The following is a 14,939-nucleotide window of genomic DNA, read 5'->3' as shown; positions in this document are numbered from 1 at the left end:
CAGGCTATCAACTTTGCGGAACTCTTTTTAAGCCCTTGGTACAAGGCCCTTGAGCTATGGGATCCGGCTTGACAGAACTGAAGGCAGAATATCAGGATAAAGAACAGGAATCGGGCAGCAAGAACCGCTACATCGTCCTGGTTTTAGTCCTGACCGGCGTCCTGATGGCCGTTCTCGATGGCTCAGTGGTCAGCATCGCCCTGCCCACCATAACCGAGCACTTCCGGGTGTCCATCGCCGAGTCCCAGATGATAATGACCGCCTATCTGGTGACTATCACGAGCTTGCTTTTGATATTCGGGAAGGTGGCTGAGCGGGTGGGAAAGGCCAGGCTCTTCATGCTGGGTCTGGCCCTCTTCACCTCCAGCTCTCTTGCCTGCGGCATCTCCACCAGCCTGGAGATGCTGGTCTTATGCCGGATATTTCAGGCTACTGGAGGGGCGATGATGTTCTCCATAAGCGCGGCGATAATCTTCCTCGCCTTTCCCAAGAGCGAGCAGGGCCGGGCCATGGGCTACATCGGATCGACGGTGGCCATAGGCAGCATCCTGGGGCCAACTCTGGGAGGCTTCATAGTGGACCTCTTGGGCTGGAGCTACATCTTTCTGATCAACGTGCCCATAGGCATAGTCCAGCTCCTCCTCTCCACCAGATACCTGAGAATCGAGGAGAAGAGATCCAAGAGCCTGGAGGTGGACTGGATAGGGGGCTTGACCCTGATCGCACTCATCATCTCCATGATGACATTTCTTGGCCAGCTCTCTTATGGCTTTGCCCCGACGCCGCCCATACTCCTCCTGGCCCTGATCTTTGTCCTATCCCTCTCCGGATTCATAATCAACGAGTCCAGGCAGAAGTCGCCCCTGCTGGACCTTTCCATCTTCCGCTACCGGATGTTTGTCCTGCCCAGCATCAGCATGATCCTCTTTTTCGTGGCCAACCTGATGATAACCGTCCTCGGGCCGTTCTATTTTGAGGGGGTGAGGGGCTATACTGCTTCGCAGGTGGGACTGATCTTTCTTATCGTCCCGGCCATCACCGTCTTCGGAGCGCCCCTGACCGGTGCCGTATACGACAGGCACCAGTTCAGGTACCTGGCAGCTCTGGGAATGTCGATCATGGCCCTCTCCATGATCGCTCTGGGATTCCTGGCAATGGGTGTGACAACTGACATCAGACAGCTCTTGATCTGCTTCGTCTTCATAGGGCTGGGAGCGGCGTTCTTCCAGAGCCCCAACAACACCGAGCTGATGAGGGCCCTGCCCGTCACCAAGATCAACATCGCCTCCAGCTTCACCGCCACCATCAGAAACCTGGGAATGGCGCTTGGAGTCTCCCTCTCCGGCCTTCTGGTCTCGCTGCAGATGGCCCAGGCCGGTTACTATGGGACCATATCCGATGCCGGCCCTGCGATCCTCGCAAGCAGCATAAGCCGTGTGATGATGATCGCAGGGGGCTTATGTATCATAAGCGCCATTGTGGCCATATATAGAGGATCGAAAATGAAGTAATGACATTGACAGCTTCCCAGGCAGCTCTTGCGGCTGGCAGGATCCAAAAGGTAACACTCTTGATCTATTCTGAGATGCAATCGATTGCTTTTTATGCACCCTTGCCATCACTGAATCAGGTTGATCATCAATGTCCGGTTACTGGGACCCTCATATTGAGCGCATGCCCCTTGAGGACCTGCATTCCCTTCAGGAGGACAGGCTCAAGTTCGTAGTGCGCTATGTGTACGACCACTCCGCCTTCTACCGGCAGAGGTTCAAAGAGGCAGGCATAACGCCAGAGGATATCAAGACCCTGGCAGATGTGGCGAAACTGCCTTTCACCAAAAAGGCAGATCTGCGAGACAACTATCCCACAGGCATGTTCAGCGCCCCCAAAAATCAGGTGGTGCGCTACCATGTTTCCAGCGGCACGACGGGCAAGCCGACGGTGGTCGGCTACACCAGGGGCGATATCGAGACCTGGTCTGAGTCGCTGGCCAGGGCGCTGACATCCTTGGGGCTCTCCCGGGATGACGTGGTCCAGGTGGGATACGGCTACGGCCTTTTCACCGGCGGCCTGGGGCTGCACTATGGCGCAGAGCGTATGGGCGCTGCCGTCCTGCCCGTCGGCACGGGCAACACCGAGCGGCAGATCGAGCTGATGCAGGACCTGGGCACCACAGCCATCGCCTGCACACCATCTTATTTCCTGCACATCATGGAGGTGGCAGAGAAGATGGGCGTCTCCATCAGGAACGATACCCAGCTTAAGGTGGGCATCTTCGGGGCGGAGCCCTGGTCTCTTGAGACCCGCAAGAGAATCGAGGCTAATACGGGAATCAATGCCTATGACATCTACGGGACGAGCGAGATCTCAGGGCCTCTTTTCACCGAATGCCAGGCGAAGAACGGCATCCACGTCTGGGGAGATATGTTCCTCACCGAGGTGGTGGATCCGGATACCGGCGAGCCGGTAGCTGAGGGGGAACAGGGTGAGCTGGTCTTCACCACCCTGCACAAGTTCGCCCTGCCGCTCATCCGCTATAGAATTGGCGACCTCTCCGTAATGAGCAACGAGGTCTGTGAGTGCGGCCGAACCCACCCGCGTATCATGAGGATCATGGGCCGGACGGACGACATGCTCATCATCCGGGGAATCAACGTCTTCCCCAGCCAGGTGGAGTCGGTGCTGATGAGAATTCCCGAGGTGGGAGACCACTGGGAGATAATCGTTGACCGCAAGGGGCCTTTGGATATGATGACCGTGCGGGTGGAGCTGACAGAGTCCGGCTTCTCGGATAAGATTGGCGACCTGATGAAGCTGGAGAACAAGGTCTCCAAGGAGCTGAAAGGGGTGCTGAACATAGCGGCAAAGGTGGATCTGGTGGAGCCCGGAACCATCCCCCGATCCATGGGCAAGGCCAAGAGAGTGACAGACAACAGAAAGGTTTAGAATAAGTTTAGAATAAGTTTTAGGAGGCTATTATAGATGTCGGAGATAAAGCAGGTTTCGCTCTTTGTGGAGAACCGGCCGGGAAGGACGGCAAAGGTTGCCAAGACGCTATCGGATGCCGGGGTGAACATCCGCGCCCTCACCATCGCCGAGGCAGGGGATTTCGGGGTCATTCGCATGGTCTTAGACGATGCTGAGAAGGGGTATAAGGTCCTGAAGGAGAACGCCTTTACCGTCTCCATGACCGATGTGCTGGCGGTGGAGATGAAGGATCAGCCCGGTGGCCTGTATGAGATCGTCAATACCCTGGGAGGGAATTTGGTGAATGTGGATTACGCCTATGCCTTCGTCACCGCCAAAGCGCAGAGAGCCATGCTCATCCTGCGGGTGGACGATATCGCCAAAGCCCGCAAGGTGTTGGGCGACAAGAACATCAAGATCGCCACCAAAGAGGAGATCCAGGCCATCTGACGGCCTGGACGGTCATTTTTTTAATCAGCTTTCTGTTCATCATAGTCTCACAAAATTCTTATATATTAATCGCCAATTCGGCCGAACATGAAATCTCTTGCCGCCTTTCTGACCGGCATCGTTCTGCTGGCCTGCCTTGCTTTGCCTGTATCGGCTCTGGAATCAAGTGTCCTGACGATCTGCGATAAGAACCTCTCCATTGACATTGGGCCGAGCTACGAGATCGTCAGCAGCAATGTTGATGCCAGCAGCAGCGGGATGATATCCAATGACTTCTTCATCAACGACACCGCCCAGACGGGGTCTGCCTTTGTATCCATACTGACCATATTCGACGAGATCCTCACCAAGATGAATCCAGACGCTCTGTCCGAACTCTTCCTCATCGGAGGGGTGGAGGCTGCAAAGGAAAACGGCGATACAGAGATCGGCAAATGGATGGCTGCTGATAGCAGAGGCAGAAATGTTAGCGTCACCACAATGAGTTCTGGGGATGAAGACGCTCAGATGCCCCATGGAGTCTACAATATCTCTATCTGGAACCTGGATAGTACGACTTATGCACTGCTGGTATCGTCACTTGATGAGGATAACACCACTCAAATAATTAAGACTCTGACCGTCAGCTAGGCGGAGGATGCCTCAAAATGGGGTTTGGGGAATGGTCCGGCCTTAGCCGAACATCGCCCCTATCCCTGCTTCTGCCGCTTCTGCCTCGTCCCGGAAGGCTTTTAGCAGGGCCTCGCCCTCCTCGCCCTTGAGTTCCTCGGCTGCCGTATCTGCCAGGAGCTTTTTGGCTTCTGCTGCCAGCTCGTCCTTGACTTTGATGTAGATGCACATGCCATCTTTGTCCAGGCCCATGGCTTTGCAGTCCCTCACCGTGGGCCCCAGGCGCTTCCAGAACTCCTCGTCCAGCATCTTCTGCATATCTTTGCTTTTATCCATGGGATAAATATATACCAATTCCATTTTATTACGACTCCTCTTACAGATCCTTCAATGCCTTCTTCAGCATCTCTGTGCACTCGTCCATGAGCTCAGCTGCCCGGTTTATGTCCTGGGCGGCCAATTCACTCACCCTGGCAACCTGAGCCGCCCTCTCCCGAAAAGAGGTGCTATGGCTCTGGTTATGCTCTATCCAGTGCTCCAGGAGGTGCTCTACCTCATGGCGGTTCAGGTCGTGGCCCTTTGAATCATGGCTATGATCATGGCTGTGCATAATTAAATCAGCTCCAGACCCATGATGATCCTTTCCCTCATTTGAACCTTGCCTTCAGGCTCTGAAGAGCGGCAAATGAGTTTGGTCAGACCACCTTCTCCAGCTCTTCCCGGCCGAGCATATGCACCTGGACCATATGATGAGGATGATAGCGCATCTTCGCCTCCCGGATCCCCTCCACACCCATATCGCTCTCCCGGTTGATATAGGTGTATTTTTTGGCCATGATTTTGGCCGTCTCGGCATTTATCGCCCGGTAGATTCCTTTGCAGTCAGGGAGCCCCTTCTCGAAGTGGACCAGCGCTGTATCCTCGTTTTGCCCCTCAAAGAGGGATATGGCCCCGATCTTTCCCTCCGAGCGGATGGCTATTCCCGACAGCTCAAGCTCCCGATAATGGGCCAGGGCAAAGCACAGGGCATCCTTCTCCGATGCCAGATCCGGGTTTGAATCGCAGTCCTTCCACTCGCACCACTGCTCTACGAAATCGTTTATCTCCTCGATATTATCTGTCCCCAACTCCTCGACCAGGGGACTGCAGGTCTTCATGAACTGGTTGAGCTGGCGCCTGATGGTCGAGTATCCCTTTCCAGGCAGCTCGGCCAGATCATTCGCCAGATAGACATAATCAAAGTACATCCTCTCGGGCTGAAACTGCAGCTCCGGATAGATACCGCTTATCCATTCCAGCGTCTCCTGGTCCAGCACCACAAAGGGCCTCGTCTCATCGCTCTTCAGAGCGAGGGCCAGAACCTCATGGAGGAGATCCGGATTTCTTGGCCCGATGGGAGGACGGTAGCGGGTCTTGCCGGCAATGGTGCTGGAGAGGAGCACGCAGTCCTGGACAATAGCATACCGGTAGTTGGCATAATAGTTCCAGCAGACCATGTTGGTGAAGGTGTTGTCGCTGTGCCTCTGAGGGAACCGGCGGTAGTGCTGGACGAAAAAGTCCCTGTCCGAGAGCGTCACCGGCTTGAAGTCGCAAGAGCTCAGCACCCTTGGGCCTCCCAATCCAGGAGCATGGGCACATGCCCAGGCATTTTGCGAAATCCAATTGAATCGTAAAAGTCCTCCTTTCCCGGCTCGGCGATCAGGCCCACCCAGGCGATTTTCCTGGCTCTGCACCCCTCTATAAGCTTCTCAATTATCATCCTGCCTAATCCCATATTCTGCCAGCCGGCTAAAACCACCAGATCCTGAATGTACCCATCTGAGACCCCATCGGAGATCACCCGGCCCATACCCACTGCCCTGCCACTCCTTCCGTCAACCGCCACTGCGAATAGAAAGCTTCCCTGAATCAGGTCATTGAGATGAGATGGGTCCATGTACTCCCTCCACCAGCCGCCGGCCCGGTACAGCTCCACTATGTCCTCTTCTTTCCAGCGGCTGACGAATTCGACCACTACACAATTGTTATTGTCTAAAAGGCTTTTGTCCGGCAATGAGTCTACCCCTAATATTAAAGGAAAATTGAAAAAGCCGAGGAAAGATGGGTGATTGAACCGAGTTTGTTATCCAATCCCCGCACTCTCCACTGCTATTCTTATGTCGGAAGTTCTCGACGCTCCGGTTTTTGCTTCAAGCGTATATATCAGCTCTCTCTACCTCTCTGGAGGCCTTCTTGCGCAGCTCCCTGGCCATTGATGAATAGTATTTCATCGTATCCGCAGTCACCGAGGGCCCAATCTCCTCTAAGGCGGCAAGGAAATGCTTCTGGCTGATCCTGGTGGCGGCCATATCCTCCCTGAGGGCCAGGCGCCCGGCCTTTCTGACCAGAGAAGCGATGTCTGCGCCCGTATACTGATCAGTCTGCTCGAGCAGCTCCTCGACGTCGATATCATCTGCCAGGGGCGACTTTTTCAGATGGACCTGGAAGATCTTGCGCCGGGACTCGCGGTCCGGCACGGGCACCAGTATCAGCTCATCGAACCTTCCCGGCCTGAGAAGAGCAGGATCGATGATATCCGGCCGGTTGGTCGCTCCGATCACCACCACTCCGTGCAGCTCCTCCAGGCCGTCTATCTCGCTTAGCAGCTGGTTGACTATCCTCTCGGTGACATGGGGCTCGCCCATCGCTCCCCCTCTGACGGGGACCAAGGCATCCAGCTCGTCTAAGAATATGATGGAAGGAGCAACCTGCCTCGCCTTCCTGAATATCTCTTCTACTCTCTTCTCGCTCTCTCCGTACCACTTGGACAGCAGTGCGCTACCCTTCACAGTGATGAAGTTCGCCTCGCTCTCATTGGCCACCGCTTTTGCCAGCATGGTCTTTCCCGTGCCCGGCGGGCCGTAGAGCAGGATTCCCTTGGGGGCATCAATGCCCAGGCGCTGGAAGCTTTCCGCATTGCGCAGCGGCCATTCAACTGCTTCCACCATCAGATCCTTGACCCTCTCCAGGCCACCTATGTCCTCCCAGCTCACATTGGGGACCTCCACCAGGATCTCTCTCATCGCCGAGGGCTGAATCTCCCGCAGGGCGGCCTCGAAGTCGCTCTTCTGCACTATGAGCCGGTCCAAGATCTCCTTGGGAATGGTGGGCTCGTCCAGATCGATCTGTGGCAGGATACGCCGCAGGGCGTTCATCGCCGCCTCACGGCTGACCGCAGCGATGTCCGCTCCCACGAAGCCGTAGGTCTCTATTGCATAGTCCTCCAGGACCACGTCCTCGTGCAGGGGCATGCCCCGGGTATGGATCTGGAAGATCTCCAGCCTTCCTTCCATATCCGGAACGCCCAGCTCGATCTCCCGGTCGAACCTTCCCGGCCGGCGCAGTGCCATGTCCAGGGCCTCGGGACGGTTGGTTGAGCCGATGACTATGACGTTCTTCCTCTCCTTCAGCCCGTCCATGAGAGATAAGAGCTGAGCTACCACCCTCCTTTCCACCTCTCCGGTGACATCTCCTCTCTTGGGGGCGATGGAGTCCAGCTCGTCTAAGAAGATGATGGCGGGAGTGTTCTTCTCTGCCTCCTCGAACAGGTCTCTGAGGGCTTTCTCGCTCTCTCCATAGTACTTGGACATGATCTCCGGGCCGTTGATGCTTATGAAGTAGGCGTCGCTCTCATTGGCCACTGCCTTGGCCAGCATGGTCTTTCCCGTGCCGGGCGGGCCGTGCAGCAGCACTCCTTTGGGCGGATCGATGCCCAGGCGGTCGAAGAGCTCTGGATGCTTCAGCGGAAGCTCAATCATCTCCCGGACCTTGGTTATCACCGGCTTGAGGCCGCCGACGTCCTCGTAGACCACTGAGGGCACAGAGCGTTCAGGCGTCTCCACCGCCTGGGGCAGGAGCTCTATGTCCGTCCCCTCGGTGATCTTGACGATTCCGCCCGGGCTGGTGGAGACCACCCGGAGCTTGATCTCCCCCAGGCCAAAGGCCTGAGCACCAAGAAAGCCCCGGAAGATCTCCTCGAACATGGTCTCCCTGCCCATGGAATCGGTGGGGGGCTTTCTCACGCTGGTGGTGGAGATGACATCGCCTCTTAATAGCGGTCGGCCGTTGAAGACCTTGGTGAGGACATCGCCCGGGGCGAAGATCTGCATGCCCTGGGTGACGGGGGCCAGCGTTACATGCTTGGCCTCTTCCCAGGTCGCCCTCTTGACCTCTACATACTGACCGATGCTTGTTCCGGCATTGGATCGAATTAGACCGTCCATTCTGATCATGTCGATGCCCTGGTCCTGAGTGTAGGCGCTCACGGCCAGAGCAGCTGTGGGTCGCGATCCGATTATCTCCACTACATCCAGGGGACGGATGCCGATTCGTTCCATGAACTCGTCGCCCATCCTGACAATGCCCTTTCCTACATCGCCCTGATTGGCCTCAGATGCCTTCAGCCTAACGGTTTCTCCTTCGGTCATTTCTCTTATGCACCTGCTTATCTGATCAGTATTGGGGTTTCTATTTTTTAAGTAGTTTGCTATCTTGAGTTAGAGTCCATATTGGTCGGCAATTCTCTCTTATTCCAGGGAGATGACCATAATAGTTGGAGCCTATTTGCAGAAATCTCTTATTCCAGAGGTCTGTAAATGATCTCCTGGCCTCCAATGCGGCCAATATCGATGGCGCCTTGAATAATCCTTTTCGCAGCCAGGGATTGCGGGGCTAAAAAGTTGGTGTACGCATCATCTTCCGCCGTTTACGGAGATGAGCCTGCGCGGGCCCAAGCGCAAGGACCTGATGCCCGATCCACTGTATCCTTATGCTGCGGGCAAGATCACAGGCGAATATTATGCTAGGGTCTCTCTGGGCTCTATGGATTAAGGACGGTATGCCTGCGATTTTTTAGTGTTTATGGGCCCAGGCAGGATCCGGCTTCAGAGTATTCGGCTGTCGATTCCCATTTTCATCTTCGTGGGACTTGGATTGGGTTGATGTACGAGAAGCCAAGGCCGGGGGACATCCAGGATTCTCTAGCGGATATATCCGCGGCAAGAAATGAACTTGGATACGAGCCCGGAATACAGGCCTTATATCAGGGTTAAAGGAGACTGTGGTTGGTTTAGGGGATGACAGAGAAAAGAAGCATAATTCAAATCAGGACATGCCCAGACGCTCTTTTATCGCCCGGATATCGGCCTGCACCAGCCTGAATTGCGCTGCGTATCCCGGCTGGATATCCTCTCTCATGCCTTTGATTTCTTCATGAATCTGAGGTATTATGTCGGTGTTCTTCCTTACAACTTTCATATCGCCCTTCATCTCTTTCATATCGCCCTTCATCTCTTTCATATCACCCTTCATCTCTTTTATATCGCCCTTCATCTCTTTCATATCACCCTTCATCTCTTTCAGATCATCCCTCATATCCAATAGCAGCGGGATAGCCTTGTTTAGCTGGATTGCGGTGCAAACCTGGGCATATTCTCCTGTCTTCATGACATTGCTATTGGTATCCTCAAATACGATGCTCGATACCAGGGAGTGCTCCGGCCTTTGGCTCTCTGCTAGCTTCTTGAAGCCTGCAATTGCTTCTTCATTTCCCTCGATCAGGGCCACTACCTGCTGTTCATTTCCCTTCATAGTATTGCGGGCGTTGAAACCATCCAGACCCTGGTCTATGGCACTGGTCATGAGAAAATATCTGTAGCCCACGTTGTGCACGTTTTCGCCGGTGATTGTGACTTTTAGCTTCATGCTATCCATAAACATATTGCTTGAACTATTTGGCAGTTTCGCTGATCTTCATAATTGCTTATATCTTTGTATTGTCTTCATGCGGTTGCTCTCGAATATCTCAACACTTTTCAGCTTTTATCATGAATGGGCATTCAACTGGGGGATGATTCAGAGATTAAGGCTAAAGCTGCGATTCATCCAATCCAATGCAACTGCAGGCACAGCAGCCTTCGCATTCGCCATAGAGCAGTTGATCTTTCAGTGAGGCATATTCTGAATTGGTTATCGATCCGGAATTGAGCAAATATCTATAATGCTGCAGCTTTTGGACCTTTTCGTTAATCTCCCTCAAATACTCCGGGTTATCCAAATCGCCCAGCTTTCTGGGAAGCAAAAAGCGTCTATTGCTTGAACTCCATAGCTCTGGTTCGATGATTCTGATGGTTCTCAGAAGGGTAGCAAGATCAGCACCTAAGTTATCTGCAATTATTCTCATGATTTTTCTGCCCCCAAATTTCAGGTAAGTATCGTTGATCCCAATTAAAAACCTTTCCCCGTCTGGATGATTGATCCAAGACAAGATAGCAAGAAAATGGTGGTTAGTTGATTAAATTTTTCCAAAAAATCGAAAAAATAAATGGATAATGACTATTAAGAAAATTTCATACTCGTCGACAGCTATGCATTCATGTTCTGACAAGAAATAATATTTAATTTTCTCTTTTATAATGCGAAAAGATATTGAATAAAGGATTGAGCGAAGACTGGATTGTTCGCATAGCTGCTCTTTAGGCCTCTGTGGTTCCGTCCGTTAGTTTGCAGCCCCGGCACCGTGCACTGCAACCGCAAAACCACACAGAAGCAGAGGACAAAAAAAGCGGAATTAAACCACAAAGAACACAAAGATCACAAAGGACGCGCAAAGCCCGGTCTTTTTGACCTCCAATTCATGATACCGATTTGATGACATATCAATAAGAATCAAAAAAGATATCAATTAATGAAAGCACGGGTCAGGGGAGGAGCAGGAGTCATCGGCTCCAATTTGGTATGGGCGCTGGTTGGCCAGGGCAGCGGATGCATTCGCAGCGCTGCGGGAGGAGGGACGCAGATCGCAATGTGCGCGGCGATATAGCTAAATATATACCAAACATCTAGAACATAGAGGACGATTCAACAATGATCCGGCTGGCGGCTTTCTTATCGGGCAGAGTGCCGGGGGTCGGATACAGGGTTAAAGCAATCACTCTTGCCGATGAGATGGATCCGGCCGGCATTATCCAGGACCGCCTTGATAAGAGTGTTGGTAGTGTCCTGGTGATTGCTGAGGGAAAGAAGAAGGACGAATCTGAGTGGTTCACCTCAGCAATTGCAGTCAAGAACGCACTCATCCATGCGGATAATGTCGATGCCCAATACTCTCAGGGATCAGGACAACACTCAGCTTTCCGGAATATTACTGGTCTAAAAGAGGTCAGAGAGCGTCTTCTTGATGGCGCCGAGATATTAAAGGAATGCAAATCGACATCAAGAGTCTTAATGTCAGCGTTGACAACCTGACTGACCTCACTGAGGATAGCTTCGAAAACCTTAATACCACCACCAAGGATGGATTTAAGCAAAGTGACAGCGAACCATGCAGGGTGTATACATAAAATGAGCAAAGCCAATAAATTATATAATCATGCTTTGAACTTANNTTTCAGGTAAGTATCGTTGATCCTAATTAAAAAACCTTTCCCTGTCTGGGTGATTGATCCAAGGCAAGATAGCTGCAAGAAAATGGTGATTAGTTGATTAATTCTTTCCAAAAACTTGAAAAATAAATGGAGAGAGGACTATAAGAAAATTTCATACTTGTCTACAGCTATGCATTCATGTTCTGACACGAAATTATATTTTATTTTCTCTTTTATAATGCGAAAAGGTTTTGAATAGAGGATTGAGCGAAGACTGGATTGTTCGCATAGCCGCTCTTTAGGCCTCTGTGGTTCCGTCGTTAGTTTGCAGCCCCGGCACCGTGCACTGCAACCGCAAAACCACACAGAAGCAGAGGACCAAAAAAGCGGAATTGAAGGAATGCAAATCGACATCAGGAGTCTTACTGTCAGCGTTGACAACCTGACTGNNGGACAACACTCAGCTTTCCGGAAGATTGCAGGTCCAAAAGAGGTCAGAGAGCGTCTTCCTGATGGCGTCGAGATAGTCAACTACCGCTTCCTGAAGGGCGCGGCTTGCCTCTACGCAAAAAGTCGCGAGGCGTAAGGGTGGCTGACTCTTCATGCTGACTACACTGTGGCACATATTCGCGTGCTGGCACCCCAGGTACGGGAGGAGAGGTTCATTTGTCATCTTATCACCTAGATCGGTTGCCCGATCTCATATGCCTCCGATACCGTGTCCCTGTATTTGCTTGTACGAGTCAGTTAAGCTGTTGTCTGTTCCTCGTCAAAACGAGGGGAAGTGCCCAACCATGACCTCACTGAGGATAGCTTCGAAAACCTTAATACCACCACAAAGAATGGATTCGGGAACCTGGGCGGCAAGATGGACCAGACGCCAAACAGGCAGGAAGAGACCAATAGAGAAAGGACTAATCTGATGAATATGATGACACCCCATATCCAACGGAGATCTCGCCAACTAGGCACAGAGCTTACAGAGACGTGATTGGGAGCATTTCTCACCGAAATGGCCTTAGCGATTAAACATGATGTCGAGCAGGACGGATAGCGGGATATAAGAGAACGCATGCATAGTGTGCCCAAAAGAGAAAACAAGCGAAGTGACAGCGAACCATGCAGGGTGTATACATAAAATGAGCAAAGCCAATAAAATATATAATCATGCTTTGAACCTATCAAGAAGGAAGGCCTTCTTATTTTTTCAAAAAATGGGACTTCATTTGACACCAAACCATTTCTACATCCCGATTCCTGACACGAGAAAGTTGAAAATGGATTTATGGAAAGAACCGTCGGACCTCAATGGTATTGATATCAACGAGGAGGAACAAATTAAGCTTCTCGCGATGTTTTCCTCGAAATTTAAAGATGAATATGAAAAGATTCCCAGAGATAAAACATCGATTCCTCATCAATACTATTTAAATAATGGTGCTTTTGAATCGGTAGATGCTGAAATCTTGTATTGCATGATTCGACATTTTAAGCCCAGAAAGGTATTCGAGATAGGATCAGGATATTCAACCCTATTGGCCGCTCAAGCGGTTTTAAAAAATGAGGAAGAGGGTTATGATAATTGTGAGCTGATCGCCTTTGAACCTTATCCGAATGATACCCTGAAGTCTGGCTTTCATGGACTTTCAAAGCTTGTTACTGCAAAAATTCAGGACGTTCCGTCGTGCAGGTTTAATGAACTAAATAAGAATGATATACTGTTTATCGACTCAAGCCATGTATTGATGATTGGAAGCGATGTCCAGTACGAATATCTCAATATAATGCCAAAACTTAAAAAAGGGGTTTTGGTTCATATTCATGATATATTCTTGCCCGCGGAATATCCCAAAGAATGGATATTAGAGGACTTCAGATTCTGGAATGAGCAATATTTATTACAGGCATTTCTAATTTATAATCAGGCTTTTGAAGTATTGTGGATGGGAAACTACATGAACCTCATGCATTCTAATGAATTGGAGGCGGCTTTTAGTTCTTATAAGAAGGGGAAAATTACTCCGGGGAGTTTTTGGATGAGAAAGAAAATATGAGAGACTCTTTGCTGTTTCCGATTATTTATTCACGTAAACCGCCAGGATTGATTTTTCGACTACGATTATGAACCACAGAGGCACAGAGTTCACAGAGACGCTCAGCCTTCCTTTCCATACAACCTAAGAAAGCCCACCCAATTGCTTCCGGGATAGTCGTCTCCGTTCGTTCGTCCTCCGTGCGCTCTCTTGACTCTGTGGTTTTATTCCCGTTAAACCCCCCTGGATTCCACCATCGCTCTACGATTCCCACACAGAGTCATAGAGCCGAGCAATTCCCTCCTTTTTCTCCTGATACCATTCGTCCTGCGTATGCTCGTGGTTGATTCCTGCAGATCGCCATGGCAATAATCGATCGAAATCTTTTTAAATCTTTGTAATGATCATACTCTCTCAAAAGGCAAATAATATTAAAATGAATTGCATAGTTCTCTGGGAGCTATTCTCGGCCATCATCTGAATTGAGGTTGTGATAAGAGGGGATGGCCAGATAGCTCGGGCTTTTGAAGATTACAGATCGAGCTCCCTGAAAGAGGCTAAAAAACTCTGGGTCTCTGTTCCTCTGTGGTTCTTGGAAACACTAAAACTACGAAACCACAGAGACGCAGAGGCACAGAGAACAAAAAAAGAAACGGGGATCGGGCTCCCTGAAAAAAAGGTAAAAAAACTCTGTGTCTCTGTTCCTCTGTGGTTCTTGGAGATACTAAAACTACGAAACCACAGAGACGCAGAGGCACAGAGAACAAAAAAAGAAACGGGGATCGGGCTCCCTGAAAAAGGTAAAAAAACTATGGGTCTCTGATCCTCTGTGGTTCTTGGAGATACTACAACTACGAAACCACAGAGACACGGAGACACAAAGAACAAAATTAGCAGCAACTTTATGGCATATCAAAATCTAAATAATCTCCATATGAATCTAAAAATAGATGATATAAATAATAATCAAAAACATGCTGTTCCCTCAGAGGAAGAAATAGCGGGCGCAAATAAAATAACCGCGGAGATAATTGGCGCTGCCATTGAGGTTCATAAAGCGCTGGGGCCTGGTTTGCTGGAATCGGCGTATGAAGAGTGCCTTTGTCATGAGCTCGGCCTCAGAGGAGTCTCATTTGAACGGCAGGTTCTTTTGCCTTTGGAATATAAAGGAATAAAGCTCGACTGCGGCTATAGGATAGATCTAGTAGTGGAGAATCAGATTATCGTTGAGCTTAAGACGGTTAATAGAATCGATCCCATCCATGAGGCGCAGCTTTTGACCTATATGCGTCTCAGAAATGAATGGCTGGGTCTCATAATCAATTTCAGCGTCCCTGTGCTCAAGAATGGCATTAAGAGGATCATTGATGACAAGCGAGCTGGCATAACCACTGCTTGAACCACTTCAAACTCGGCTCTGTTCCTCTGTGGTTCATGGAGACACTGCGAACACGAAACCACAGAGACGCAGAGGCAC

The 14,939-nt window shown here is 50.9% G+C and carries 17 protein-coding genes; 10 read left to right on the top strand and 7 right to left on the bottom strand.

Annotation, left to right across the window (positions count from 1 at the left end; all coding sequences use genetic code 11):
* Positions 1-56 precede the first annotated feature (56 nt).
* The 4 genes from BP727_RS07075 (at position 57) to BP727_RS07060 (ending at position 4,047) form a co-directional block, all read left to right on the top strand.
* Entirely contained in the window at positions 57-1,511 is a 1,455-nt protein-coding gene (locus BP727_RS07075) for an MFS transporter (RefSeq protein ID WP_286858042.1), read from the top strand.
* A 130-nt stretch (positions 1,512-1,641) separates the two neighbouring features.
* The gene (locus BP727_RS07070) at positions 1,642-2,946 is read left to right on the top strand and encodes a phenylacetate--CoA ligase family protein (RefSeq protein WP_013718666.1); all 1,305 of its coding nucleotides are present in this window, start codon (positions 1,642-1,644) and stop codon (positions 2,944-2,946) included.
* A 36-nt stretch (positions 2,947-2,982) separates the two neighbouring features.
* Positions 2,983-3,417 carry an ACT domain-containing protein gene (locus BP727_RS07065; protein ID WP_286858040.1) on the top strand — a complete coding sequence of 145 codons (435 nt, stop codon included), beginning with the start codon at positions 2,983-2,985 and terminating at the stop codon, positions 3,415-3,417.
* 87 nt (positions 3,418-3,504) lie between these two features.
* The gene (locus BP727_RS07060; protein WP_273277798.1) at positions 3,505-4,047 is read left to right on the top strand and encodes a hypothetical protein; all 543 of its coding nucleotides are present in this window, start codon (positions 3,505-3,507) and stop codon (positions 4,045-4,047) included.
* 42 nt (positions 4,048-4,089) lie between these two features.
* Here BP727_RS07060 and BP727_RS07055 read toward each other — a convergent pair whose 3' ends face one another.
* The 5 genes from BP727_RS07055 to BP727_RS07035 all read right to left on the bottom strand — a co-directional run bounded on the left by BP727_RS07055 (position 4,090) and on the right by BP727_RS07035 (position 8,492).
* Positions 4,090-4,386, bottom strand: coding sequence for a hypothetical protein (locus BP727_RS07055; protein WP_286858038.1), 297 nt, complete (start codon positions 4,384-4,386; stop codon positions 4,090-4,092).
* Positions 4,387-4,402: 16 nt separating this feature from the next.
* On the bottom strand, positions 4,403-4,636 hold the full coding sequence (locus tag BP727_RS07050; RefSeq protein ID WP_013718671.1) for a hypothetical protein: 234 nt from the start codon (positions 4,634-4,636) through the stop codon (positions 4,403-4,405).
* An 85-nt stretch (positions 4,637-4,721) separates the two neighbouring features.
* Positions 4,722-5,630, bottom strand: a complete 909-nt coding sequence (locus tag BP727_RS07045; protein WP_286858036.1) for a DUF2156 domain-containing protein — start codon at positions 5,628-5,630, stop codon at positions 4,722-4,724.
* Positions 5,624-6,079 carry a GNAT family N-acetyltransferase gene (locus BP727_RS07040; protein WP_273277801.1) on the bottom strand — a complete coding sequence of 152 codons (456 nt, stop codon included), beginning with the start codon at positions 6,077-6,079 and terminating at the stop codon, positions 5,624-5,626. Before BP727_RS07040 ends, BP727_RS07045 begins: the two co-directional genes overlap by 7 nt.
* A 136-nt stretch (positions 6,080-6,215) precedes the next feature.
* Entirely contained in the window at positions 6,216-8,492 is a 2,277-nt protein-coding gene (locus BP727_RS07035; RefSeq protein ID WP_013718674.1) for a CDC48 family AAA ATPase, read from the bottom strand.
* A gap of 213 nt (positions 8,493-8,705) precedes the next feature.
* Between BP727_RS07035 and BP727_RS13635 the strand changes: the two genes are divergently transcribed.
* Complete coding sequence (locus BP727_RS13635; protein ID WP_394339407.1) at positions 8,706-8,870, top strand: NAD-dependent epimerase/dehydratase family protein; 165 nt, start codon at positions 8,706-8,708, stop codon at positions 8,868-8,870.
* Between the two features lie 298 nt (positions 8,871-9,168).
* Here BP727_RS13635 and BP727_RS07030 read toward each other — a convergent pair whose 3' ends face one another.
* Positions 9,169-9,768 carry an acylphosphatase gene (locus BP727_RS07030; RefSeq protein WP_273277802.1) on the bottom strand — a complete coding sequence of 200 codons (600 nt, stop codon included), beginning with the start codon at positions 9,766-9,768 and terminating at the stop codon, positions 9,169-9,171.
* Between the two features lie 163 nt (positions 9,769-9,931).
* Complete coding sequence (locus BP727_RS07025) at positions 9,932-10,246, bottom strand: hypothetical protein (protein WP_273277803.1); 315 nt, start codon at positions 10,244-10,246, stop codon at positions 9,932-9,934.
* A 504-nt stretch (positions 10,247-10,750) separates the two neighbouring features.
* Between BP727_RS07025 and BP727_RS07020 the strand changes: the two genes are divergently transcribed.
* From BP727_RS07020 to BP727_RS07000, 5 genes are all read left to right on the top strand, one after another.
* Positions 10,751-10,885, top strand: a complete 135-nt coding sequence (locus BP727_RS07020; RefSeq protein ID WP_269798839.1) for a hypothetical protein — start codon at positions 10,751-10,753, stop codon at positions 10,883-10,885.
* A 44-nt stretch (positions 10,886-10,929) separates the two neighbouring features.
* Positions 10,930-11,310 (top strand): acylphosphatase, encoded by a 381-nt coding sequence (locus BP727_RS07015; RefSeq protein WP_286858033.1) that lies wholly within the window; start codon positions 10,930-10,932, stop codon positions 11,308-11,310.
* A gap of 1,258 nt (positions 11,311-12,568) precedes the next feature.
* Complete coding sequence (locus BP727_RS07010; RefSeq protein WP_273277806.1) at positions 12,569-13,483, top strand: class I SAM-dependent methyltransferase; 915 nt, start codon at positions 12,569-12,571, stop codon at positions 13,481-13,483.
* 469 nt (positions 13,484-13,952) lie between these two features.
* On the top strand, positions 13,953-14,285 hold the full coding sequence (locus BP727_RS07005; protein ID WP_273277807.1) for a hypothetical protein: 333 nt from the start codon (positions 13,953-13,955) through the stop codon (positions 14,283-14,285).
* Between the two features lie 111 nt (positions 14,286-14,396).
* On the top strand, positions 14,397-14,861 hold the full coding sequence (locus tag BP727_RS07000) for a GxxExxY protein (protein ID WP_394339406.1): 465 nt from the start codon (positions 14,397-14,399) through the stop codon (positions 14,859-14,861).
* Positions 14,862-14,939: the final 78 nt, after the last annotated feature.

This window comes from Methanosaeta sp. UBA356, from assembly GCF_002496465.1.
Taxonomy (GTDB): Archaea; Halobacteriota; Methanosarcinia; order Methanotrichales; family Methanotrichaceae; genus Methanothrix; species Methanothrix soehngenii.
This window is presented reverse-complemented; position numbering and strand designations above follow the sequence as displayed.

Excerpts from the sequence above, each read along its gene's own strand:
- BP727_RS07070 (WP_013718666.1), top strand. The coding sequence starts at position 1,642 with ATGTCCGGTTACTGGGACCCTCATATTGAGCGCATGCCCCTTGAGGAC.
- BP727_RS07050 (WP_013718671.1), bottom strand. The coding sequence starts at position 4,636 with ATGCACAGCCATGATCATAGCCATGATTCAAAGGGCCACGACCTGAAC.
- BP727_RS07030 (WP_273277802.1), bottom strand. The coding sequence starts at position 9,768 with ATGAAGCTAAAAGTCACAATCACCGGCGAAAACGTGCACAACGTGGGC.
- BP727_RS07065 (WP_286858040.1), top strand. The coding sequence starts at position 2,983 with ATGTCGGAGATAAAGCAGGTTTCGCTCTTTGTGGAGAACCGGCCGGGA.
- BP727_RS07020 (WP_269798839.1), top strand. The coding sequence starts at position 10,751 with ATGAAAGCACGGGTCAGGGGAGGAGCAGGAGTCATCGGCTCCAATTTG.
- BP727_RS07035 (WP_013718674.1), bottom strand. The coding sequence starts at position 8,492 with ATGACCGAAGGAGAAACCGTTAGGCTGAAGGCATCTGAGGCCAATCAG.
- BP727_RS07025 (WP_273277803.1), bottom strand. The coding sequence starts at position 10,246 with ATGAGAATAATTGCAGATAACTTAGGTGCTGATCTTGCTACCCTTCTG.
- BP727_RS07000 (WP_394339406.1), top strand. The coding sequence starts at position 14,397 with ATGAATCTAAAAATAGATGATATAAATAATAATCAAAAACATGCTGTT.
- BP727_RS07055 (WP_286858038.1), bottom strand. The coding sequence starts at position 4,386 with ATGGAATTGGTATATATTTATCCCATGGATAAAAGCAAAGATATGCAG.
- BP727_RS07010 (WP_273277806.1), top strand. The coding sequence starts at position 12,569 with ATGAGCAAAGCCAATAAAATATATAATCATGCTTTGAACCTATCAAGA.
- BP727_RS07015 (WP_286858033.1), top strand. The coding sequence starts at position 10,930 with ATGATCCGGCTGGCGGCTTTCTTATCGGGCAGAGTGCCGGGGGTCGGA.
- BP727_RS07075 (WP_286858042.1), top strand. The coding sequence starts at position 57 with ATGGGATCCGGCTTGACAGAACTGAAGGCAGAATATCAGGATAAAGAA.
- BP727_RS07060 (WP_273277798.1), top strand. The coding sequence starts at position 3,505 with ATGAAATCTCTTGCCGCCTTTCTGACCGGCATCGTTCTGCTGGCCTGC.